The sequence below is a fragment of the Aquimarina sp. MMG015 genome, from assembly GCF_018100855.1.
Lineage (GTDB): Bacteria > Bacteroidota > Bacteroidia > Flavobacteriales > Flavobacteriaceae > Aquimarina > Aquimarina latercula.
The window spans coordinates 1-23,385 of record NZ_JAGJEB010000016.1 but is presented as its reverse complement, the minus strand read 5'-3'; the positions used below and the strand labels follow the sequence as shown (position 1 = coordinate 23,385).

The window sequence follows — 23,385 nt, the reverse complement described above, 5'->3', positions numbered from 1 at the left end:
TTATTTAACTTACTTCTTGGAGTATTGAGAAGCAGAATATACTCCCTTTGCTAAAAAAGCGATTATAACAATTTTGAATATAATACCTTTAAAAATTGTCGTAGGTTCTGCAATAGTTATGATTGCCAAAATGGTAAGATAAAGTAACAATCCTGATAAAATTGCTGCAAAAGGTTTTTTTTGTGACCAATATGCGAGCACCAAATATATAGCAGCTATTACCATTTGTGCTATTAACTCTCCAGTATCTTGAGTTCTAAAAAAATAAATTAAACCAACTACAAAACTAATTCCGGCCATCCAATACAATGTTTTTCTAGCAGAATTAATCCTTTTATGATCATCCATTATTTGATTTTTCTTCATCGCCTTTCGAGCGTGATAAATGGCTTTTTCTTTTTCATCACCATTTTCTGGAAAACCACATTCTGTACAAAATTTAGATTCTAAATTGATTTCGGTATTACATTGTGAACATAATGGTCGTTGGATAGTTATTTCTTCCATAATCGTAAGTTATATAAATCTAAGGGTATTAATCACAAGATACTTTTTAATTTTATATATAAATTAAAGAAGCTCTTCTCTTACGTAAGTGTCATTATCAATGGATTTGTTACTGCGCTATTTTAGAAATAAAAATTACAATTAAACAAAAAAGGGAAGCTTCTATACAGAAAACTTCCCTTTTGCCCTATTTAAATGGTCTTAATTAAGACCCACACATTAAACAATCATCCCCTTCAGCTTCTTTTGATTGCGCTATTAACGCTTTCAATTCTTCTGGAGTTAAGGAGGTACCTTCTGCAGAAACCTGCACAGCTTCTGGCTGCTCTTCTGTTTTAGAAGCTGATTGCGCTTCCATTACTTGAGCCGCTGCCACTGCTACTTGCTCCGCTTGTGGTTGTTCTTTCTTTTCAGTCTTAAGCGTAAACTTAATTGCATCTACTGCAGATTTTGTTCTCAGGTAATACATACCTGTTTTTAATCCACTCTTCCAAGCATAGAAATGCATTGAAGTAAGTTTTGCCATCGTAGCACCTTCCATAAATAAGTTTAGCGACTGCGATTGATCTATAAAATATCCTCTATGACGAGACATATCTATAATATCCTTCATACTCAATTCCCAAACTGTTTTATACAACTCTTTAAGGTCTTGAGGAATGATATCTATATTCTGGATAGATCCATTGGCACGCATAATAGCATCCTTAAGATCATCGCTCCATAAATTTAATTTTACTAAATCTTCTAATAAATGTTTATTTACTACAATAAATTCACCAGATAACACACGTCTTGTATAGATATTACTTGTGTAAGGCTCAAACGCTTCGTTATTTCCTAAAATCTGAGAAGTTGATGCTGTTGGCATTGGAGCAACTAATAATGAGTTACGAACTCCATTCTCCAGCACTTCTTTTCTAAGACTAGCCCAATCCCAACGTCCACTTAATTCTTCATCTTTAATTCCCCATAAATTATGTTGGAATTCTCCTTTAGATATTGGTGATCCTTCATAAGATTGATATGGACCATCTGCAGTAGCTTCTTCCATAGACGCTGTTACTGCAGCAAAATATAAAGTTTCAAAAATTTCTTGATTCAGTTTCTTAGCCTCATCACTAGTAAAAGGCATACGCAATTGAATAAAAGTATCCGCAAGTCCTTGTACTCCTAATCCAATAGGACGATGACGCATATTAGAATTCTCAGCTTCTTTTACAGGATAATAATTACGATCTATTACTTTATTTAAGTTTTTTGTTACTCGTTTTGTAATTCTAAAAAGCTCTTCGTGATCAAATGCTCCATTTTTTACAAACATTGGTAACGCAATAGATGCCAAATTACATACTGCTACCTCATCAGGACTAGTGTACTCCATAATTTCTGTACACAAGTTAGAAGAACGAATAGTTCCCAAATTCTGCTGATTAGATTTACGATTTGCCGCATCTTTATACAACATGTATGGAGTTCCAGTTTCAATCTGAGATTCTAGAATTTTCTCCCAAAGCTCACGAGCTTTTATAGTTCTACGCCCTTTTCCTTCTGCTTCGAAACGTAAATATTCTTTTTCGAATTCATCACTATGAATATCAAATAATCCTGGACATTCATTAGGACACATTAATGTCCATTCTGCATCTTCTTGTACACGTTTCATAAATAGATCCGGAATCCACATTGCATAGAATAAATCACGAGCACGCATTTCTTCTTTACCATGGTTTTTCTTAAGATCTAAGAAATCAAATATATCTGCATGCCATGGTTCTACATAAATAGCAAAAGAACCTTTACGCTTTCCTCCACCTTGATCTACATAACGCGCGGTATCATTAAATACACGTAACATAGGAACTATACCATTCGATGTCCCATTAGTACCTGCAATATAAGATCCTGTAGCTCTAACATTATGTATAGACAATCCAATTCCTCCAGCAGATTGTGAAATCTTCGCTGTTTGTTTCAACGTGTCATAGATTCCATCAATACTATCATCTTTTGTTGCCAATAAGAAACAAGATGACATTTGTGGTTTTGGAGTTCCGGAATTAAATAACGTAGGTGTAGCGTGTGTAAAGTATTTTTTAGACATTAATTCATAGGTCTCAATTGCTGCATCTAAATCATTTAGATGAATTCCAATTGAAACTCTCATTAACATATGTTGTGGACGTTCTGCAATCTGACCATTAATTTTTAATAAGTAAGAACGCTCTAATGTTTTAAAACCAAAATAATCGTAACCAAAATCTCTATTATAAATAATTGTAGAGTCTAACTTTTCTTTATTTGCCATGATCACATCATATACTTCATCCGAGATCAGTGGTGCTTTTTTCTCAGTTCTTGGATTCACATATTCATATAAATCTGTAACAACTTCAGAAAATGTCTTCTTTGTATTTTTATGTAAATTAGAAACTGATATACGTGCAGCCAACTTAGCATAGTCTGGATGTGCTATTGTCATAGTCGCAGCAATCTCTGCAGCAAGATTATCCAGTTCACTAGTAGTTACCCCATCATACAAGCCTTCTATTACCCGCATCGCTACCTTTACTGGATCAACGAGAGCGTTTAACCCATAACACAACTTCCTTACCCTTGCGGTAATTTTGTCAAACATAATTGGCTCCTTGTGACCGTCTCTTTTTACTACATACATACGTTTTTGGTTTTTATAAAATTCTTCTTCTGAAGAACTATGGTGTTAATTTGTGTTTATATTCCTCTATTTTCTTGAAAGCTATAATTATAATTGATCTCCCCCGAAATCAGATACTAAAATGAAGCCTCTGTATTATGATAATCAGAGTTATTCTCATTAATTAAAATATAACTATATGACTTTCGCCTTCTTTTGTTTCTTTGTAAGCTTTTAGAAAGCTTTATCAAACTGAGCTAATCGCTATTTAAATAGAAGTACTATTCTTAATTAGCTCAGAATGAATATATCCTTAATTTGAAATGATTTCTAAAGATTAAAAATCAGCATCAAAACTTATTTTATTTTCTTCTGTATCTTTATTAAGAACTCCTGCCTTTTGATATTCTGACACTCGTTTTTCAAAGAAATTTGTTTTCCCTTGCAATGAAATCATATCCATAAAATCAAATGGATTTGCAGTTCCATATTCTTTTTCACATTCTAATTCGGACAACAATCTATCGGTAACAAACTCTAAATATTGAGTCATTAGGTTTGCATTCATACCAATCAAACTTACCGGAAGAGATTCTGTAACAAACTCTCTTTCTATATTAAGAGCATCTACAATAATTTCTCTAATTCTATCTTTTGGTACTTTATTAACTAAATGTTTATTGTGTAGGTGTACTGCAAAATCACAATGTACTCCTTCGTCTCTAGAAATTAGTTCATTAGAAAAAGTAAGACCTGGCATTAAACCACGTTTCTTTAACCAAAAAATAGAACAAAATGCTCCAGAGAAGAAAATACCTTCTACCGCTGCAAAAGCTATTAATCGCTCAGCAAAAGAATCCGACTCGATCCATTTTAATGCCCAATCCGCTTTTTTCTTAATTGCAGGAAAATTATCTATTGCTTTAAATAAAATATCTTTCTCCTTTTCATCCTTTACATACGTATCGATTAGTAACGAATATGTTTCTGAATGAATATTCTCCATCATGATCTGAAAACCATAAAAGAATTTTGCTTCGCTATACTGAACTTCATTTACGAAATTCTCTGCTAAATTTTCATTCACAATTCCGTCTGAAGCTGCAAAAAATGCTAAAATGTGTTTAATAAAATATCTTTCGTCATTTGTTAACTTAGTTGCCCAGTCAGTAATATCCTGATGTAAGTCAATTTCTTCAGCTGTCCAGAAACTAGCTTCTGATTTTTTATACCAATCCCAAATATCATGATGTTTGATAGGAAAAATAACAAATCTGTCTTTATTTTCTTGTAAAATTGGCTCTACTGCATTCATCTTTTTTTCTTTAAGCTAGTTCTATGTTTTTTTGTTTCCGCTACGGACTAACAAAGATCAAAAAATGCTCTAGAAGTTTCACAAAAAATTAGGAAACGTTTTCAACAAAGTTTTCAACACGAAGGGAATTAACCTATAAAAATCAACAATTCATATGTTTTATTTAAAATATTGACAATCAATTATTTAATCGTTAAAAAAAAGATATAAACATCGTTGTTAGTAACCTCAAAAACTACTTATTTTTCACCTGTTACCGAGGTTTTTTTACACTAAAAAAACAAAACCAAAAAACAAGCAATTTTACGGCAAAACCACATCTTAATAATTGTAAATAAAAATCAATTTTTATTGTTTTAAACAATAAAAAAAAGAAAAATCATATGCGTTATTCACATATGATTTTTCCAAAACAGTATTTTATTATTTTATTTCTTCTATGGCCAAGAAAAAGTTTCTCCAGTAGCATGATTTGTATATGTACCTGTCCCATCAGATAACCAAACAAAACTTTCAGTCAATACTCCTAACTCAAATGCTTTTATAGATCCTGATTGATCTACTTCATTGTACACAAGCTCTATCCCATTATCACTCTGATCTTTTATGCTAAAGTTGATAATGCTTCCTGTTTTACTAAATGTCATTAATACGAAGTCTCCTCCTTCTCCATTGAATCTTACATCATAGAAATTACCATCTTTACTTATTTTACCTTCATAGAAGGTTCTACGGACACCAGATTCCTCTATATCGTATGTAAAATAATCATAAGTAGCATCTGATGTTACCGTGTAATACAATGTAACCCCACCATAACTCCAAACCCAAGTACGAGTATTTCTTCCATTTTTTCCTATAATACTTTGTTGTTCTGCATCACCTGGAATTGAAAGAAAAACCGACGAATATGCCAATGCTTGTACTTGTAAAGTCGACAACGTAAATACTGCACTGGAAGCATACGTATTCTGTTGAGCATATTGTTCCATATCATCAGGTGCCTCAATATTCTCAATAGATTCTTGATACTGTTCTATACGACCTTGAATATTCTCTAATTGATCTTCATTTTCAATAATTACTCCATCATCCTCACTGCTACAGGATTGAAACATTATTGCAATTGCCATCATCACTATTACACTTATACTTTTAAATTTTGTTTTCATTATTTTTTCTTTTAATTGTTAGATAATTTACTTCTTAGTATTCATCGAACCACTTAGGTAAACATTTCGAATACTTTTTTTTTCAAAAAAATTAAAGTTTTTTAAACTCCACCCTTCTATTTTTAGCTTTAGCTTCGAGTGTATTTTCTTTAGAAATAGGATCACTTTCTCCTTTACCATTGGTTTCTAACCTAGATCCATCAATCCCAAATTCATCCACAAGAACATTTTTTACAGAAACAGCTCTTTTTTTAGATAGTTTTTGATTAAAAACTTCATCTCCATCTTTATCTGTATGACCAGTTATTGACACTTTGATAGTAGGATTATCTGAAAGAATCTTTGCAATTTTTTTAATTGTACCATATGATGCAGATTTCACAGATGCTTTTCCTGTATCGAATGTAATTCCGTAAGTGACTAATTTCCCTTCTGTAATTAATTTATTACGCATATCAGGTTTTCCCACTGCATATCTTATATTACCAACATAATAGAATGTGTTTTCTGGTTTTGTTTGAGAAAAGAATTTTACATTTTTAAGCACAGTAGTTTTCTCAAATGCTCTTGGAATATCAAACACTTTTTTCTCATCAATATATATTCTCATTCGTTGCTTTTGTTTCCAAATAGAGATGTGCATTTTTTCTCCTCTACTATTATTCTTTTTATCCAACTGAGCTATCTGTTTATCTGAACTTAAGTTTAGTTTACTATCAGAACAATATTTGTGCACATCTACTTTTCCGCCATAGCTGTTTCCTCCACGAATAGCAAAAGCAAATCCATTTTTACCTGGAGTATGGTCTTGTAATTCATACCCTGGATTTTCTACATCAGAAAACACCACCATTAAATCACGTTGATACGCATACTCAGACACATCATAATCAAACACTACATCATATTCTAAAGTAAAATTCTCAGGAAACTCTTCTATAAATTCAGGAACATAAGACCCCTTTCCGGCACCTATTTGTATAAAACGTCCTTCTGTATTATTTAAAGTTACAACCTCTGCTGAGTTCGAAGAATTCCAACGTGCAGGCAAATCTCCTATTTCGTCTTGGCTAAAATCTTCGAATGCTATTACATTTTCGCCAGCTACAAAATCAAACTTGGAATATGCTGCAAAAGAAGGTTTGGTATCTGTTTCGCCTATTTCATGTTCTACTTCATTATCAGAAGAAATAACAGCACCCTTTTTCTTTTTAGTTTTCTTGCTCTTGTTCTTCTTTTTCTTCTTTTTAGGTTTTCCATCAACAGTATCATCTATCGTTTTACTTGTTTTTTTGGATACTTTTTCTTCTGTCTTCTTTAAAACAGTTTTTTCTGCCGCCCTTTCTGCAGTTTTTGCTACTTTTTTCCAAAACTGTGCTTCTATATTCTGAGGTATACACATCATAAAAAACAACACTGCTATTCCTATTATTTGTTTTGTAGTTTTCATAATACTAATTGTTTGGTTTTGTCTCTTTGTGTACGTTTTAGAAAAAAGGTTAACTTTATCTTCGGAAAATAAGATGAACCTATTACCCTATTGTCAGGTCACAAAGTATGAAGGAAGAACTCTTAACGTTAAAAAAAGGACATAATCAAGCCTTAGAAAAAATATACACAGAGTATCGCAACGCTTTTTTGCAGTTTGCAAAAAAATATGATCTAGATCATGATTCTCTTGTAGATATATATCAAGAAGCTTTTATAGCCTTACGCGAACATGCTATTAATGGTAAACTAGACACTATCAAAAGTTCTATTAAGACCTATTTGTTTAGCATTGGAAAATATATGATCTATGATCAACTCAAAAAACAGAAAAAAACAGTTTCTTATGAAAATAGTGTAGATTATAAAGAAACATCTGATGTTCAAGAGGTTTTTGAGGAGCCTCAATTAACTCCACAACAAGAATTATTACGACAACATTTCAAAAATTTAGGAAAACGTTGTCAAGAAATGTTAACCTTATTCTATTATCGGGGACTAACCATTGACGAGATTACTGAAAGCTTAGGCTATGAGAACAAAAACGTAGTAAAAAGCCAAAAATCCCGTTGTTTAAAATCCCTAAAAGAATCAATTAAAACCCCCGCATAAATGGAACGAGAAGAGTTAATAGACAAGTATTTACAATCAGAACTGACTCCTGTGGAAAAAGATCAGTTCGACAATCTTTTAGAAAACGACACTACTTTTAGAAAAGATGTTGAGTTTCTTAAAGATCTTAATCTAGTTGCTGGAGTTGAAGACAGAGATGGATTAAGAAATAGCCTAGCAGGTTTTGAAGCTAAAATTGAAGCTAAGGAAACCAAAGTAATACCGCTATTTAATTATAAAAAATTATTAGTAGCTGCATCTATATTATTGGTAGTTGCTATTGGCGGCATTACATTTCTAAAACCTTTTGGTGTGGATACCAATCAATTGTATGCGGAAAATTTTGAACCCTATAAAAATGTAGTTACTCCTATTGTTCGTGGAGATGAAGCTACCAATGAAGAGACTATTGCATTTACCTCATATGAAAGTAAAAATTATGAATTAGCTGCAGAGCAATTTGGAAATCTATTTAAAACAACAAAAAGTGCTTACTTCTTATTATACCAAGCAAATTCATTATTGGCGTCTAATAAAACCCAAGAGGCAATTCCATTATTAGAGCAACACATTTCTTTAGGAGATCAATTATCTGAAAGAGGAAAGTGGTATTTATCACTAGCCTATCTAAAAGAGAATAGAAAAAAAGAAGCTATTAATTTATTAGAAGAAATGTCTAAAACTGGAAGTTTTAAGAAAAGTGATGTCGACAAACTTTTAAGTCAATTAAAATAAGTCTACACGATCTATTTTTTTATTTTTCTTATTACTACGATTAAAATTGGAATACCAAGCAATAACAGCCACCAAAGGTATGAGGTCTTTTTTTGGAGCGGAGTTGTATCACCAGAAATCATAAATCCAGACCAATAATATGGATGTTTTAATAATTCATCATCAGCATTATTAAGATAGGTTAACTTAGCTTCTCTTAGTGCTTGATCCTTCGATAACGATTTATTCAAGTTTTTATAAAACTCCTGCATCAACTCTGATGTGGTTTGGTCATTGATCTTCCATAATGTAGTAACCAAAGATTTAGCACCTGCATAACTAAAACCCCTCGCCAAACTAAGCATACCCTCTCCTTTTTGAAGTTTCCCTAAACCTGTTTGACAAGCGCTTAATGCCACTAAATCAGCATTAATACTATAACCATATAAATCTTTAACAAACAACAAACTAGTCTCTCCTTTATCATCTGGAGCAAACGCTAAATAAGAGTAGTCTGGATATTCATCATTGGTAGCCGCGTGTGTAGCAAAATGAAGCATATTATATGCCTTAGAATCTTCCGAAAATGATACTAGCGATGCATCATCACCTGTAATAGCTTTTCCTTCAAAGAATTTTGTTATTTGATCCACTTCATCTTTATTATATAGCAACGGTCCAAAATCAGATCTGTTTTGTGAAATATTTTTATCCACTATTTCAAAACTTGGAGCATATGCTAACAACTTATTTTTATCACTCTTTAATTTATTTTGTTGCTCTCTAAGTAATGTTGAAGAATTAGTATAAGAGATTTGGTACTCTTGGATTAAGTAATTTGCTACATCCTTTGATGCGGATAAAGCTTCAAACGGCAAATAATTCAGAACTCCATCAGGAATAATTACAAGCTCCTTAGCCTCTATCTCTTCTAAAGACCTTCTTAAAATCTGATTATAAATTAAATTTCCTGTTTTATAAATCTCGGATACATCTTTAATATTAACCTTTGACAATAGAGAATAAAAACGCGTAATTCTATCTTGATCTTCAGAGCCTAAAGGTATTTTATAGATGTTTTTCTTATTCTTTTCTACTGTAATCAAATACAAATCTGTGTTTGTAGAAAAATAACTTAATAGTGCTTTGTTTTTTATTAACTGGTTGGCTGTTTCTTCTAAACTCACTACATCCGCATTATACTTTAAATCATAATATTTAGGGTATTTTTGTTCTATATCAGAAATGAAATTATAATATTTATTCTTAAGCTGAAACAAGGAATCAAAAACCACCATATTAGATTTTTGATTAAAGAACTTTTTCTCTAAATGAATGATATTTGCTCTGAACTGCTGCTCTTTATCCACAATATCTTCTGGAACTCCACCATAAGAACTAGCTTGTGTACTTCTTGCTGCTTCTAACAGTAATACACTTTTACTTTTTTCAAAGAAATAAAAAGCATTATCAATATATATAGGTTCTTTAGTAGCCTGATAAAGATCATATGCAACGGCCACCATACTATGAAAAGCTGGATACATCTCCGATATCAGAAACTGCTTATCCACCTTACTTTCGAACTCAGGTTTTAATAAATCTAGTGTTTTGATAATTTCCTGAGAAGTGGAAAAGGCTATCTTAAGATCTTCAATTTTATTACTTTTTTGATACAATAATCGTAGTGCTTCTAACTTTTCTTTCAACACTTTTACCAGCTCTAGTTTAGACAGTACTTTTTTAGGATCAGGATTATTTTTGATATCCTTATCGTTAAAGTTTGGTGCTATCTGCATCAAAGATTCTTGATAAAATGCTAATGCCCTATTCGGATTATCTTTAGATACATATAGTTGCCCTAATTTAGAAAAAGCCTCTGCTATATCTTGATGTTTTTCATTCTGTCTATAAGATTTTGTTTTTATTAGATATGATTGGTAAAAAGCTTCGGCCTCATCAAATTGCTTATTTTCTAAATAAACATCACCATACAGCATATCAGCAGATCTTTTAAAAGGATCATTTTCAGAATAGTACACTTCGCTTTCTTTAAGCACATCTATTGCTTTTGTTATACTATCCTGCAATAAATAATTCCTTGATAAGCGCTGATACGTAGAAAGAATGTTATTCTTAAATCTTGGGTTTTCCTTTTGTGAAATGTAAACCGGTAGTACTTCATTTAATAGCCCATTTGCACTTAAATAATCACTTTCATTTTCATAAACTCTAGCCAATCTCATTCTAGTATTAAGAATATGTCTGCTCCAATTTATTTCAGGATATGCTTCGGTAATGGATAAGGTTTTATTATGATATTCCTTTGATAAACTATATTTTCCGGTTTTTTCATACACAGCTGCTATAAAAGAATATGCAGAATAGAGTTCATTTAATTCATTCATTAAATCATCTCCGTTAGACTTTGAATCAGTTAAATCATTAACTAGTTTATTAAAATATCTTAAAGCTGTCTGGTAATTATTAATTTTATAAAAGTATTGTCCCTTTTCTAATAAAAATCTTCTTTGATAAATTGCTCCATACTCTAGGGTATCAACCGACTCTTCATCTTTTAACACCTCTTCAAAAGTTTTTAAATTCTGATTTAATTTTTTTAAATCAAAATGGTATCCATTTGCTTGGACTAAGTAAGTTAACGTATTTAACTTACCATCTAGATAATTACTTTCATCAGCAACTTTATAACTTTCTGATAAATATACATAAGCACTATCTTTATTTGCGTACAAAAAAGTACCTCCTTTATTTAAGAAATACTCATAATCTGCTAATTGTTCTTCTGTTTGAGAATAACATGATAATCCAGTAAAAATGGCTGCTAAAACAAGAATATATTTCATAAAAAAAGCTCTCAAGTGATTGAGAGCTAATTTAATTATTATTTATGAAGGTAACTAAAGGTTAATACTCCCTTCTATAGAATAGGTAGTTATATCACCAATTGGTTCAAAGAACTTAGAAATTTGAACTGTCACATTTCCTTGAAAATCTATGGCTTCATTCAAAGAAATTACCTGCAATCCTGTATCTTCAAAATCTGTAAGATTACCAAATTCTGCTATTACTTCTTGATTTTCTGTAAAAACTGTTACTGCAAACCCTTCTGCATTTCCTGCCAATAAAATTTGTTCTAACCTACTAAATTCTACATCCGTAAAACACGTACAAGGAAGCGGTGGTGGCGGAACTGGCGGAAGTCTAGGTACTCTTGGTCGTACCGCAAGATCACCTACAACCTCTTCTATTTGTTCATTCAGAAAATCGATCTGCTCTGTATTAGCCTCTCTTCTTCCTTCTAATTCTTCTAACTGCCCTTGTAAATCCAGATTATTAGGATCGTTAGCTAGCTCTTCTTCAACTGATGCAATTTCTTCTGCAATCAAATCATCTTGCCTACTTAAATGCAATAGATGAAGATCTTGCTCTAAGAATGTTCCTGTTTCTTCTGCATCCGGAACAACGATGTCATCTACTATATCATCATCACTGCATCCAAAAGGAACAACAGCGAGCATAAATAGTCCGATACATACTTGAATTGTTTTCATAAAATTATTGTTTTGGTTTTAATGTTAGTATTCCTTTTCCCTAATAGGTAAACATTAATAACAATAAAAATAAGAAAATTTATTTTCTAAGATCCTCTGCTACTTTTTCTAGCTCCATATACCAGTCCTCTCCAAACTTACGTATCAATGCTTGTTTTACAAATTTGTACACAGGTACCTGAAGTTCTTTTCCTAGTGTACACGCATCATCACATATTTCCCATTTGTGATAATTAACAGCAGAAAACTCTGTGTAATCTTGCACTCTCACTGGATATAAATGACATGATATTGGTTTTTTCCAATCTACTTCTCCTTGATTATAAGCTTCTTCTATTGCGCATAAAGCTGTGCCTTTTTTATCAAAAATAACATACGCACAATCTGCTCCCTCTATTAACGGAGTTTCTAAATCACCTTGTTCAGTCTTTATAAAAGCTCCTTGGTTTTCAACTGCTTCAATACCTTCTTTTCTTAAATAAGGCTTAACAATAGGATAAATTTCTTCTAATTTTTGGGTTTCCCATTCTTCTAATGGAGCACCTGCTTCGCCATCAATACAACAAGCACCTTTGCAAGCAGAAAGATTGCACACAAAATCTTTTTCGATGATTTCTTCTGAAACGATGGTTTTGCCTAACTGAAACATATTGCGAAGATAGTTTTTATGAAAGATAAATTTTACTGATTATTTATCTTTTTATGCTACTTTTATACTGCTAAGTCCATGCACTTTGGCACTAACCATAAAAAATCAACTAAAATGAACTTTGACTTAAAGGAAATATTGACTGCTAGTATGATACTTTTTGCGGTAATCGATATCGTAGGTAGCATTCCTATTATTATTGACCTTCGTAAAAAAGTAGGTCACATACAAAGTGAAAAAGCGTCTCTAGTAGCAGCAATTTTGATGATATTATTTTTATTTGTTGGTAAAGAGATTCTAAATCTTATTGGGATTGATGTTAATTCTTTTGCTGTGGCGGGTGCTTTTATCATATTCTTTTTAGCATTAGAAATGATTTTAGGAATTCAGTTATACAAAGATGATGAACCTGAAACTGCGGCAGTAGTTCCTTTAGCATTTCCACTTATTGCTGGAGCTGGAACGATGACATCTATATTATCCCTTAGAGCAGAGTATCAACCTATAAACATAGTAATCGCTATTGTTGTCAACATTATTTTTGTTTATATTGTATTAAAGGCTTCTGGAAGAATAGAAAAAGTACTAGGTAAACAAGGAATTAATGTTATTAGAAAAATATTTGGTGTAATTTTGCTTGCAATTGCAGTAAAGTTATTTGCAACTAATATAAAAGGACTATTTTAAATGAAGTACTTTATTTACGCTTTAATCGTGATAGCCATTTCTTTGATTATTTATAATGCTACAGTTTTAGACTTTAGCAATATTCTGCAAGGAGATAGCAAAACAGCATTAATCAGTATTCTTGGTTCGGCATGTGTGGTTGTATTGCTTACGATACTTTTGGTCTCCAGAGCTATACAACAAAAACACAAAAACGGATAAATTTTAGGCTATAAAGGTTACAAGAAAACAAGCAATGATTACTGGTGGTAATGAAATTACCGCCAGAATCATAAAAAGATTGTGCAGTTTTCTAAATATCAATGCTTTCTTTAGTGATTTTTTTAATTTCATATCTTCTGTACTCTCGATATGTTCTCTAATTAAATCACCTGATACGTAAGAAGAATCTACCAAAATCTCATTATCTAAAAATAATGATGCACTATTATCTAACAACCGAAACCCTACTGCCACGATAAAGAAAAAAAGTGGAGAGCAAAGCGCAATTGCTAATAAATATTCTTTTAATTCAGGCATATTTGGGGTCGAGATAAGATTCTTAGGTCTTTTTCTGTTTTTAAAAATATCATTTAAATGTTAATATTACCAGAAAAACTCCAGATATTAATGAAAACATTATAAATAGTTGGTGTAATTTTCTTAACACTAAAGCTTTCTTCAGTGATTTCTTAAACCTAATATCTGATGTACTTTTTATATGTCTTTTTAGCAATGAAGTGGCTGGATAAGATGATTGTACAAAAATCCCATGACTTAATAAAATAGCTGCACTGTTATTGATCAATGTAATTATAGCTGCTACTAAGAAAAAACAGAAACAAGAAATCGCTAAAAAACCAGGTAATGATTCCATTTCTATATTGGATTTAAGTTTTTAATCAGAAATAGATAAAACTTTTTGAATCATTTTATCATCTTCATTAATAATTTTTTCAAATTCACTAGTCCCAAATAGTTGTTGGGCCATAATAGCTTTTAAATATTTCTTTAATTGTTCTCGATAATTTTTTAAATTAATATCTATTCCATTTTTTCTTGTATACACAAGAAATCCATCTGCAAAATCATCGTCTATTCTTATTTCTTCTTTGAATTGCTCTTCTGTCAATTCATTATAAAATGGTCTCTTTTTATCCAATTCCTCGAAAATATACCCTCCCATTCTTCCAGATCTAAGCATATAATCTAGGGTTTCTCCTACTCTTGTCGTATCCTTACTAACAAAAATATCAGGTATAATTCCTCCACCCCCATATACCGTTTTACCACCTGGAGTTTTAAATTTCAAAGAATCTGCAACCTGTATACTATCTGCATTCTGCAATTCTCCGTTTTTATATCTTTCTAAATATTCATTAAAATACTCTTTATTACCATTCTCATAAGGCTTCTGAATTGATCGCCCAGTTGGTGTGTAATATCTAGAAATTGTCAATCGAATCGCGCTACCGTCTCCTAACGCCATTTCTCTCTGCACCAAACCTTTTCCATAAGAACGCCGTCCTACAATAGTTCCTCTATCATTGTCTTGTATTGCACCAGCAAAAATCTCACTAGCAGAAGCGGAATTTTCATTAATCAACACATAGACGTTTCCTTTCTCAAAACTTCCATTACGTGTGGCATAATTATTTTCTATGGCTCCTTTTTTATTCTTAGTAAACATGATCAATTCATCATTTTTCAAAAACTCATCAGCCATTTTTAACGCAGGGGCAATAAAACCTCCTCCATTGTCTCTAAGGTCCACAACTAAATTCTCTGCACCAAGATCTTGTAAAGAATCTAATGCTTTTTTAAACTCTTTATAGGTAGTCTCTGCAAAACGATTCACCTTTATATACCCTAACTTATCTTTTAGCATATAACTAGCATCCACACTTCTCAATGGTACTCGACCACGTTTTACCACTACATCAAATATCCCCGTACCTTTTCTATATACTTTTAACTGTACTTGACTATTTAGCTCTCCTTTTAATTTATCTGCTAATCCATCTCTTCTTAAGCGCTCTCCATACAACGTATCCTGATCCGCCATGAGGATTCTATCTCCAGCTAAAATTCCTGATCGCTCACTAGGACCGCCTTTAATTGTATTAATAACAGAAATAGTATCTCTATAAGGGTAATAACTTACACCTATTCCAATGAAATCTCCCTGCATACTTTCTGTAATACCTTCTAACTCTTCTGGAGGAATATAAACCGAATGAGGGTCAAGGTTTTCTAGAATTCTATTTACTGTCACATCAACAATACTATCTGTGTTGATTTCATCAACATATTCATAATCTATATAATCGATAAGCCTATTTAGTTTTTCCTTTTTAGCATTATAGGAAAATAGCTTAGCTGATGGATTGCTAAAATTGAGTTTACTTCCTAAAAAAACTCCCGCTCCCATCGCCAAACCAATAAATAATGGCAAGTATTTTTTTGAATAACCCATTAATCGTCTAAATCAGTAATCTTTTCTATTTCTACACCAGCCTTTTCTAAAAACAAAAGCCCAGAATTATCTTTATAGGCATTTTGATAAACAATTCTTTTTATTCCTGCTTGATGAATTAACTTGCTACATTCTTTGCAAGGAGAAAGTGTAATATATAACGTAGCTCCTTTACAAGATTGTGTTGAAGAAGCAACTTTTAAAATTGCATTTGCTTCTGCATGTAACACATACCATTTCGTATATCCCTCTTCATCCTCACAAGGATTTTCGAAACCAGTTGGAGTTCCATTAAATCCATCAGAAATAATCATTCTATCCTTTACAATAACCGCACCAACTTTTTTTCTCTCACAATGAGATAACTTCCCCCATTCTCTCGCTATTCTTAGATAGGCCTTATCATATTTTAATTGCTTATTTTGGGGCATATATATAAATTGGATAGTACTTATTATTAATAAAGTACGAATATATTATGACTATGTGTCAAATACAACCCTAATTGATAATTAATTACCATATTTTGCTTGAAATTATCATAGGGATTACCATCCCAATTACTATAGAAGAGACTACTAATATCCAATCTCGTTTAGAAAATCTAAAAATTGTTTGAACAAGGAAACTAATAATCAGAACTATTAGTACTACAATAATTTGAGAAACTTCAATACCAAGAGCGAATTCTAAAATTGACAGAGCTTTATAATCACTAGCACTACTAATCATATCAAAATAACTTGAAAAACCTAGTCCATGAATAAGCCCAAAAAACGCAGTGGTTGCATATAACACACCTATTTTATCTTGTTTGGTTGTATTTTTTGCCGTAAACACATTAAATAAAGCGGTTATCAATATGGTTATTGGAATCAAAAATTCTACCAGTTTTGAATTTACAGTAACTATATCATAAACAGCTAAAAATAAAGAAACGGTATGACCTAAAGTAAATAAAGTAACTAAGGTTAATATTCTTTTCCAATCGTCAAAAGTATAAGAAATAATAAGAACTATAAAAAATAGGACATGATCATATGCTTGCCAATCTAAAACGTGAAAGAAACCTTCTTTAAAAAAGTATAAAAACTCTGACATAAATTTGTTTTTTTGAGGTTGCCTAATGTACAATTAAAATGAAGAATGCAGAAGTTTTGTAGGAACTCTTATAAAAACTTTAGGATTATCAACCTTTTAAAGGAATTGAATTACTCTTTGTCGAATTTTTAGCATTCTTACATATTGTATTAAGCTATAAAAAGCATAAATCATTAATTTTAAGATTTACAAATCATAAATTTAAAAAACTTGTATATGGATATTCAAAAATGGTTAGATAAAGGTATTGAATTTATCGTTGATTTTGGACCAAAGGTAATAGGAGCTATTCTGATCTGGATCATTGGTTCTTGGGTCATAAAAAAACTAATGAAAGGTATTTCTAAAGTTATGGAGGTTAGACAATATGATGAAAGCCTTCAAAAATTTCTGACTAATCTTTTAGGTTGGATTCTAAAAATCATATTAATACTTGCAGTGCTTGGTACGGTTGGAGTAGAAACTACTTCTTTTGCTGCAATACTGGCCGCAGCTGGTTTGGCAGTTGGTTTAGCTTTACAAGGGTCTTTAGCTAATTTTGCTGGTGGTGTACTTATTATGATCTTTAAACCATTTAAAATTGGAGACTTAATAGAAGCCCAAGGTGTAATAGGTGTAGTAAAAGAAATAGAAATTTTTACAACAAAATTATCAACCCCAGATAATAAAGAAGCAATCATTCCTAACGGAACTTTATCAAATGGAAATATTATTAATTACACTTCTCAAGGAACACTTAGAGTAGATCTTAACATTGGTATTGGATATGGAGATGATATCAAAAAAGCCAAAGATGTTATTATGAAAGTTCTTATTGATAATCCAAAAGTTTTGAAAGATCCAGCTCCTACTGTTGCCGTTAGCGAACTTGGAGATAATGCTATTAATCTTGTAGTAAGACCAAATGCTAATGTTGCAGATTATTGGGATGTTTACTTCAGTGCGTTAGAGGATTCTAAAAATGCATTAGATGCAGCAGGGATATCAATTCCATACCCTCAAAGAGATGTACATATTCATAATGTAAAATAATATTTATATAAATAACATAACAAGGTCTCATAATTTGAGGCCTTTTTTTTATTAAATAAAAAAAAAGAAATCCAACCTAACATTTTATAAGCTTTACTTTTTTGTCGAGACAAAAAATATAACAGAGATTGAACAATTCATTACCCAAAAAAAAATCTTTGAATACCATATGGTAGCTATATTGCAATTATGTTTTAATTCAAACTAGCTAGGGAATATGAAAGCAACTTCTACCTTTATTCATAATGACTTTTTATTACAGAATGAATTTTCAAGAATTCTTTATCATTCTTATGCCAAAGATCTACCCATTATAGACTATCATAATCATCTATCTCCAAAAGACATTTGTGAAAACAAAAAATTCAAGACTATTGGTGAAGTTTGGTTAGAAGGTGATCATTATAAGTGGCGTGCTATGCGAACATTAGGCATTGAAGAAATGTATATTACGGGTAGAGCTAATGATAAAGACAAATTTCTGAAGTGGTCAGAGACAGTTCCTTACAGCATTAGAAACCCATTGTTTCACTGGACACACATGGAGCTTAAGAAGCATTTTTCTATCTCTGAATTATTATCTCCAGAAACAGCTGAGAAAATTTACTCATCAGCCAATGAACAATTACAACGTTCCAGCCACTCCGTACAAGGATTATTAAAGATGAATAATGTGGAGGTAGTTTGTACCACAGATGACCCTATAGATACGTTAATACATCATACTACGTATGCAGGTAAGGAAAAAATAATGAAGTTACTACCAACTTTTAGACCGGATAAGTCCTATGCGGTAGAAAATATCGAAAGTTATTTAAAGTATCTAAATAAGTTAGAGATCAAATCCAATATCCAAATTAAAAACTTTGAAGATCTCTTAGCTGCACTCGAAAATAGAATTGATTACTTCCATAAAACAGGTTGTAGATTATCAGATCATGGTTTAGAGAACCTATATCACTTTAAAAAAGGAACCTATAATATCGAACAGATTTTCAAAAAAATTAAAAATCAAAAATCCATAAGCACTTCGGAAATTAATTATTTTAAGTTTGAAGTTCTATATTTTTTAAGCACCTGTTATCATAAACGAGGATGGGTTCAACAATATCATCTAGGTGCAATTAGAAATAATAATAGGAGGCTTCTAAAAAAACTTGGTCCTGATACGGGATTTGATTCTATTGGTGATTATTCCCAAGCCAAAAATTTAAGTGGATTTTTAAATTCTTTAGATACAACAGATCAACTTGCAAAAACTATTCTATATAACTTAAATCCATCAAACAATGAGGTTTTTGCTTCTATGGTTGGTAATTTTAATGATGGTACTATTAAAGGAAAAGTTCAATATGGTGCAGCATGGTGGTTCCTAGATCAAAAAGATGGTATGGAAAAACATTTAAATACATTGTCTAGTCTAGGTATGCTTAGTTGTTTTGTTGGGATGTTAACCGATTCAAGAAGTTTTTTATCTTTTCCGCGACACGATTATTTTCGTCGTATCCTCTGTAATTTGATTGGAGGTGATGTAAAAAATGGAATATTACCTAAGGATGAAAAATGGTTAGGTAAAATTGTTTCTGACATTTGTTACCATAATGCTAAAGCCTTTTTTCCTTTTTAAAAAACAATAGAGGAGGCATCACAAAACACCTCCCCTAAAAACAATTCAAAAACTAACAAAATGTAAACTCTAACTATTAAACTATTATTTTGATATGGTTAAATAAGTTCCTTTAAAACTTTGATTTAACACCATCATTTCGACAGTAGAGTTTTCTTTATTTGGCACAACTTCAATTTGTGCCTTCCCATTAGACATTTTAATGGATTCACTGCCCATTGGTGTGCCTAGGTATTTCTTATTAACTCCTCCAGATAAGCATTGAAAATAAACTCGCTCTTCATAGTCTAAACATATCAATCCTTCTTTATCTTTTGCAACAGCAGTAATTAAATAATTACCATTTTTTAATTCTTTATAGGAAAGTGATAAAGACTTAGCCACATCATTTTTCTTATACCTATAGTCTACTTTAAGACTATCTGTGACTTTTTCACCATCTCTATATCCAATTGCTTTTAGCTGGTTAGTACCTTCTTTAAAAAGTAGGTCCCAGGTTAATCCAGAAGCTGGAAATTTATTAATATCTTTTTTCTTTCGCCCTAGAGATTTTCCTTCAAAAAATAGTTCTACTGTATCACAGTTACTAAATACATTAATGGTTCGTGAGGTATCTTTAGGTCCTTGTCTTTCTGTCCAGGTATGAGATTCTATATATACAAATGGATCCTTTGCCCAATAACTTTTAAAAACGTAGTATGCATCTTTAGGGTTCCCTTCTCGATCCATAATCCCTTTTTGATTAACATATGGAATATCATTTTCTGGTCTTAACGGTGTTCCAAAATCTTTAAACGCCCATTGTACATTCCCTACAAAAGATGGATTAGTTTCTGCTATCTTTAAATGCCAATCAAAAAGATCTACAATATAATTCTCGCTCCAATCACCTATTTTGGCAATATTAGTAACAGAAGTTTGTGTAATAGCTTCTGTCCATCCATCCGGATCCATAGCTCCACTACCGTCTATTGGATTTTCTGTATGTCTCCCATAATGACTAGACCCTCCATACTCAGCGTGGAGAAAATGATCATATTCTTTTATATATTTTTTTAAAGCTTTTTCGTAGGTAGTATAACTACCAGAATACCAACCAGACCAGATAGATGGTGAAAATACATCTACAATATCTGATCCTGAATAATATTTACGGATAGCAGTTTTTCTTGTTGGATCTAATGTATGTGATAGTGTATTTAATTCTTCTAAAAAATCATTTAATTTCTTCTCATTATCCCCATCCTTAAAATCTGGCAACCAATAAATTTCATTTCCTAAAGACCATATGATAACACTTGGATGATTATAGTTTTGATTGATAATTTCGGATAACATGTTTTTGGTATTGGTCTTCCAATTTTCATTTCCAATTCCTCCTCTACACCAAGGTAATTCATCCCAAACTAAAATTCCTAACTCATCGCACATTTTATAAACTTCTGGGTCCTGAGGATAATGTGCTAACCTAATAAAATTAGCACCCATCTCTTTTATAGCTTTAATATCATTGCGATGCAATTCATTAGGCATTGCTGCTCCATATCCTGCATGTTCTTCGTGACGATGTGTTCCTCGTAACAATACTCTTTTCCCATTAAGATAAAATGGTCCATTTTTTTTAAACTCGAACCAGCGGAAGCCTACTTTTTCTGACAATTTATCGATGTGTTTCCCAGATTTTAATAATGCAATATCAACGCTATATAAGTAGGGAGTGTCGATACCCCAAAGCAATGGTTTAATAGTATCCTTAAAATCTAGTATCAATTGATTCGTTGATACCTTTTCCCTAACCACTTGTATTTCATTTCCATTTGGATCAAAAAGCCTAGCCTCTACTTCGTATTTTTCATTTTCTTTAAGATCTGCAATGTTTACATCCAGTTTTAGCGAAGCTTTCTCAGGAGAAACGAATGGAGTATTTACTTTTAGATTCGAAATATTAGTTTTATGTTTTTGAAGTAACCATACGTCTCTGGTTATTCCCCCATATATAAAAAAGTCACTTTTTTGTGAAGGTATTATTTCGGGATCATAACTATTATCAACCCTAACAAGTATCTCATTATTTCCTGTTTTTAGCTCTTTAGAAATATCAAAAGAAAACCCTATATAGCCTCCTTTATGGTCTCCAACTAGTTTACCATTTACATATACGTGGGTAGTAATATTTGCACCTTCAAAATACAAGACATAAGCAACATCCTGATTTATTGTTTCGAACTTAAGTTTTTTTCTATACCAACTTGCACTTCTTCGATAACCTGGATCAAGATCCATAGTATCATAATTATTCCAAGTGTGCGGCAAGTTAATAGAGACCCAATCTGTATGTTTATAAACTTGATCAATATTCTCGATACTCAACTCTAAATATTCCCAATTATCATTTATATTTTCTTTTAATCTACTTATTTGCGCTAAGCAATAAGAGGATAAAAAAAGTAACACTATAAACTGTGCCAATTTTAAAAAAGAAAAAATAGTATTATTCATAGGACTTATAGGCTTTACTTAAGATTCTTTCTCCTTAAAATTGCTTCTAAAAAATAGTAATCGGCGTAATTAATTGGTCCATTAATTTCATCATTTTTAGGCCAATTTCCCGTGCTATGATTTAGAATAAAGGGTACATTAGTTTCTTTTTGGATTACATATTTTTTTGATGATAAACTTGTTATAATTTCATCTGCAAATTCCAGATATTTTTTGTCTTTGGTGTATTCATATAATTCTATCATTCCTGAAGCAATAACTGCCGCAGCCGAAGCATCTCTTGGTTCACTAGGAATATTAGGAGCATCAAAATCCCAATATGGTACAGCATCTTCTGGGAGGTTTTTATGTTCCATAAAAAAAGAAGCAATCTTTTTAGATTGTTCTAAAAACTCTACATCTTCAGTATATCTATATGCCATCGTATAACCATAAAGTCCCCAAGCTTGGCCTCTTGCCCAAGACGATTCATTTCTAAAACCTTGATGAGTTACCTTTGTTCTAATATTACCAGTTATGGTATCATAATCTATTACGTGATAACTACTATTATTCTCCCTAAAATGGTTTTTTAAAGTCGTGTTAGCGTGTTGTTGGGCTATATTATAATATTTAGGGTCTTCTGAGTAATTAGATGCTTCAAAAAGCAATTCTAAATTCATCATATTATCAATAATCACAGGAAACTGCCATTCTTCCTTATTAAAATCCCAAGAACGAATCGATCCGACAATACTGTTATATCTAGTCGATAAAGTTTCTGCGCTTTCTAAAATAATGACTCTATAAGATTCATCATTCGTCATTCTGTATCCATTTCCAAAACTACAGAACACTTTAAATCCCATATCATGGGTTCTATCATTATACTTTTCTTTTTCAATAAAAGTTGTCCATTCTTTAGCCTTTGCTTTATATCTAGCATCACCAGTTAATTGATAAATTTTCCAAAGAGTACCTGGAAAAAAACCACTGGTCCAATCCTTTGAAGGGACTTTTTTAATAATCCCATTATCATCAGCACTTCTTGGAAAAGCTAAAGAATCTACTGGATACTCTAATAAATATGAAAGCCTATCTGAATATTGAATAATCTTATCCTCTTCAGCTATTGTATCTTCTTGTTTATTATCCGAAGAAATATCCTTACACGCGGTAAAACATATTAGTAAAGTGATAATTAATCCGAAAAGTATTTTTCTTTTTTCTTTTATCATAGATATCATCAATTAATACCCTGGGTTTTGCGGTTCTAAGTTTGGATTTCTAGCTAATTCTTCTGCTGGTAATGGGAAT

21 protein-coding genes are annotated in these 23,385 nt (G+C 31.7%); 6 read left to right on the top strand and 15 right to left on the bottom strand.

Annotated features, from left to right (window positions below; translation table 11 throughout):
• Positions 1 to 9: 9 nt before the first annotated feature.
• The 5 genes from J8L88_RS21600 to J8L88_RS21580 all read right to left on the bottom strand — a co-directional run bounded on the left by J8L88_RS21600 (position 10) and on the right by J8L88_RS21580 (position 7,100).
• Positions 10 to 507 (bottom strand): zinc ribbon domain-containing protein, encoded by a 498-nt coding sequence (locus J8L88_RS21600; RefSeq protein WP_211061817.1) that lies wholly within the window; start codon positions 505 to 507, stop codon positions 10 to 12.
• Between the two features lie 205 nt (positions 508 to 712).
• Positions 713 to 3,184 carry a ribonucleoside-diphosphate reductase subunit alpha gene (locus tag J8L88_RS21595; RefSeq protein WP_211061816.1) on the bottom strand — a complete coding sequence of 824 codons (2,472 nt, stop codon included), beginning with the start codon at positions 3,182 to 3,184 and terminating at the stop codon, positions 713 to 715.
• A 316-nt stretch (positions 3,185 to 3,500) separates the two neighbouring features.
• The gene (locus tag J8L88_RS21590) at positions 3,501 to 4,478 is read right to left on the bottom strand and encodes a ribonucleotide-diphosphate reductase subunit beta (protein WP_027393949.1); all 978 of its coding nucleotides are present in this window, start codon (positions 4,476 to 4,478) and stop codon (positions 3,501 to 3,503) included.
• Positions 4,479 to 4,915: 437 nt separating this feature from the next.
• Positions 4,916 to 5,650, bottom strand: coding sequence for a hypothetical protein (locus J8L88_RS21585; RefSeq protein ID WP_027393950.1), 735 nt, complete (start codon positions 5,648 to 5,650; stop codon positions 4,916 to 4,918).
• Between the two features lie 91 nt (positions 5,651 to 5,741).
• Positions 5,742 to 7,100 carry an OmpA family protein gene (locus tag J8L88_RS21580; protein WP_118388878.1) on the bottom strand — a complete coding sequence of 453 codons (1,359 nt, stop codon included), beginning with the start codon at positions 7,098 to 7,100 and terminating at the stop codon, positions 5,742 to 5,744.
• A 107-nt stretch (positions 7,101 to 7,207) separates the two neighbouring features.
• On the opposite strand from J8L88_RS21580, the gene J8L88_RS21575 reads away from it, so the two are divergent.
• Together J8L88_RS21575 and J8L88_RS21570 are read left to right on the top strand one after the other, a co-directional pair.
• Positions 7,208 to 7,750 carry an RNA polymerase sigma factor gene (locus tag J8L88_RS21575; protein ID WP_035085789.1) on the top strand — a complete coding sequence of 181 codons (543 nt, stop codon included), beginning with the start codon at positions 7,208 to 7,210 and terminating at the stop codon, positions 7,748 to 7,750.
• Positions 7,751 to 8,485: a hypothetical protein gene (locus J8L88_RS21570; protein WP_027393952.1), complete on the top strand. Its 735-nt coding sequence runs from the start codon at positions 7,751 to 7,753 to the stop codon at positions 8,483 to 8,485.
• A gap of 11 nt (positions 8,486 to 8,496) precedes the next feature.
• Here J8L88_RS21570 and J8L88_RS21565 read toward each other — a convergent pair whose 3' ends face one another.
• From J8L88_RS21565 to J8L88_RS21555, 3 genes are all read right to left on the bottom strand, one after another.
• Positions 8,497 to 11,331 (bottom strand): CHAT domain-containing tetratricopeptide repeat protein, encoded by a 2,835-nt coding sequence (locus J8L88_RS21565; RefSeq protein ID WP_211061815.1) that lies wholly within the window; start codon positions 11,329 to 11,331, stop codon positions 8,497 to 8,499.
• A 54-nt stretch (positions 11,332 to 11,385) separates the two neighbouring features.
• Complete coding sequence (locus J8L88_RS21560) at positions 11,386 to 12,039, bottom strand: hypothetical protein (RefSeq protein WP_035085791.1); 654 nt, start codon at positions 12,037 to 12,039, stop codon at positions 11,386 to 11,388.
• Positions 12,040 to 12,118: 79 nt separating this feature from the next.
• Entirely contained in the window at positions 12,119 to 12,688 is a 570-nt protein-coding gene (locus J8L88_RS21555) for a DUF3109 family protein (RefSeq protein ID WP_027393955.1), read from the bottom strand.
• 114 nt (positions 12,689 to 12,802) lie between these two features.
• Here J8L88_RS21555 and J8L88_RS21550 point away from each other — a divergent pair, with 114 nt between their 5' ends.
• Together J8L88_RS21550 and J8L88_RS21545 are read left to right on the top strand one after the other, a co-directional pair.
• Positions 12,803 to 13,375, top strand: a complete 573-nt coding sequence (locus J8L88_RS21550) for a MarC family protein (protein ID WP_027393956.1) — start codon at positions 12,803 to 12,805, stop codon at positions 13,373 to 13,375.
• Positions 13,376 to 13,576, top strand: coding sequence for a hypothetical protein (locus J8L88_RS21545; RefSeq protein WP_027393957.1), 201 nt, complete (start codon positions 13,376 to 13,378; stop codon positions 13,574 to 13,576).
• 3 nt (positions 13,577 to 13,579) lie between these two features.
• On the opposite strand, the gene J8L88_RS21540 is transcribed toward J8L88_RS21545, so the two are convergent.
• The 5 genes from J8L88_RS21540 to J8L88_RS21520 all read right to left on the bottom strand — a co-directional run bounded on the left by J8L88_RS21540 (position 13,580) and on the right by J8L88_RS21520 (position 16,931).
• Positions 13,580 to 13,894, bottom strand: a complete 315-nt coding sequence (locus J8L88_RS21540; RefSeq protein ID WP_108803438.1) for a hypothetical protein — start codon at positions 13,892 to 13,894, stop codon at positions 13,580 to 13,582.
• Between the two features lie 49 nt (positions 13,895 to 13,943).
• On the bottom strand, positions 13,944 to 14,231 hold the full coding sequence (locus tag J8L88_RS21535; protein ID WP_211061814.1) for a hypothetical protein: 288 nt from the start codon (positions 14,229 to 14,231) through the stop codon (positions 13,944 to 13,946).
• A gap of 21 nt (positions 14,232 to 14,252) precedes the next feature.
• Positions 14,253 to 15,830, bottom strand: a complete 1,578-nt coding sequence (locus tag J8L88_RS21530; protein ID WP_027393960.1) for a S41 family peptidase — start codon at positions 15,828 to 15,830, stop codon at positions 14,253 to 14,255.
• Positions 15,830 to 16,261: a dCMP deaminase family protein gene (locus tag J8L88_RS21525; protein ID WP_027393961.1), complete on the bottom strand. Its 432-nt coding sequence runs from the start codon at positions 16,259 to 16,261 to the stop codon at positions 15,830 to 15,832. Before J8L88_RS21525 ends, J8L88_RS21530 begins: the two co-directional genes overlap by 1 nt.
• Positions 16,262 to 16,346: 85 nt before the next feature.
• Entirely contained in the window at positions 16,347 to 16,931 is a 585-nt protein-coding gene (locus tag J8L88_RS21520; protein WP_211061813.1) for a HupE/UreJ family protein, read from the bottom strand.
• Positions 16,932 to 17,147: 216 nt separating this feature from the next.
• Between J8L88_RS21520 and J8L88_RS21515 the strand changes: the two genes are divergently transcribed.
• Both J8L88_RS21515 and uxaC read left to right on the top strand, forming a co-directional pair.
• Complete coding sequence (locus tag J8L88_RS21515; RefSeq protein ID WP_211061812.1) at positions 17,148 to 17,963, top strand: mechanosensitive ion channel family protein; 816 nt, start codon at positions 17,148 to 17,150, stop codon at positions 17,961 to 17,963.
• Positions 17,964 to 18,180: 217 nt separating this feature from the next.
• The gene (uxaC, locus tag J8L88_RS21510) at positions 18,181 to 19,590 is read left to right on the top strand and encodes a glucuronate isomerase (protein ID WP_118388866.1); all 1,410 of its coding nucleotides are present in this window, start codon (positions 18,181 to 18,183) and stop codon (positions 19,588 to 19,590) included.
• 84 nt (positions 19,591 to 19,674) lie between these two features.
• On the opposite strand, the gene J8L88_RS21505 is transcribed toward uxaC, so the two are convergent.
• Together J8L88_RS21505 and J8L88_RS21500 are read right to left on the bottom strand one after the other, a co-directional pair.
• Positions 19,675 to 22,089, bottom strand: a complete 2,415-nt coding sequence (locus J8L88_RS21505) for a glycoside hydrolase family 2 TIM barrel-domain containing protein (protein WP_211061811.1) — start codon at positions 22,087 to 22,089, stop codon at positions 19,675 to 19,677.
• A gap of 14 nt (positions 22,090 to 22,103) precedes the next feature.
• Complete coding sequence (locus J8L88_RS21500) at positions 22,104 to 23,306, bottom strand: glycoside hydrolase family 88 protein (RefSeq protein WP_211061810.1); 1,203 nt, start codon at positions 23,304 to 23,306, stop codon at positions 22,104 to 22,106.
• Positions 23,307 to 23,385 lie beyond the last annotated feature (79 nt).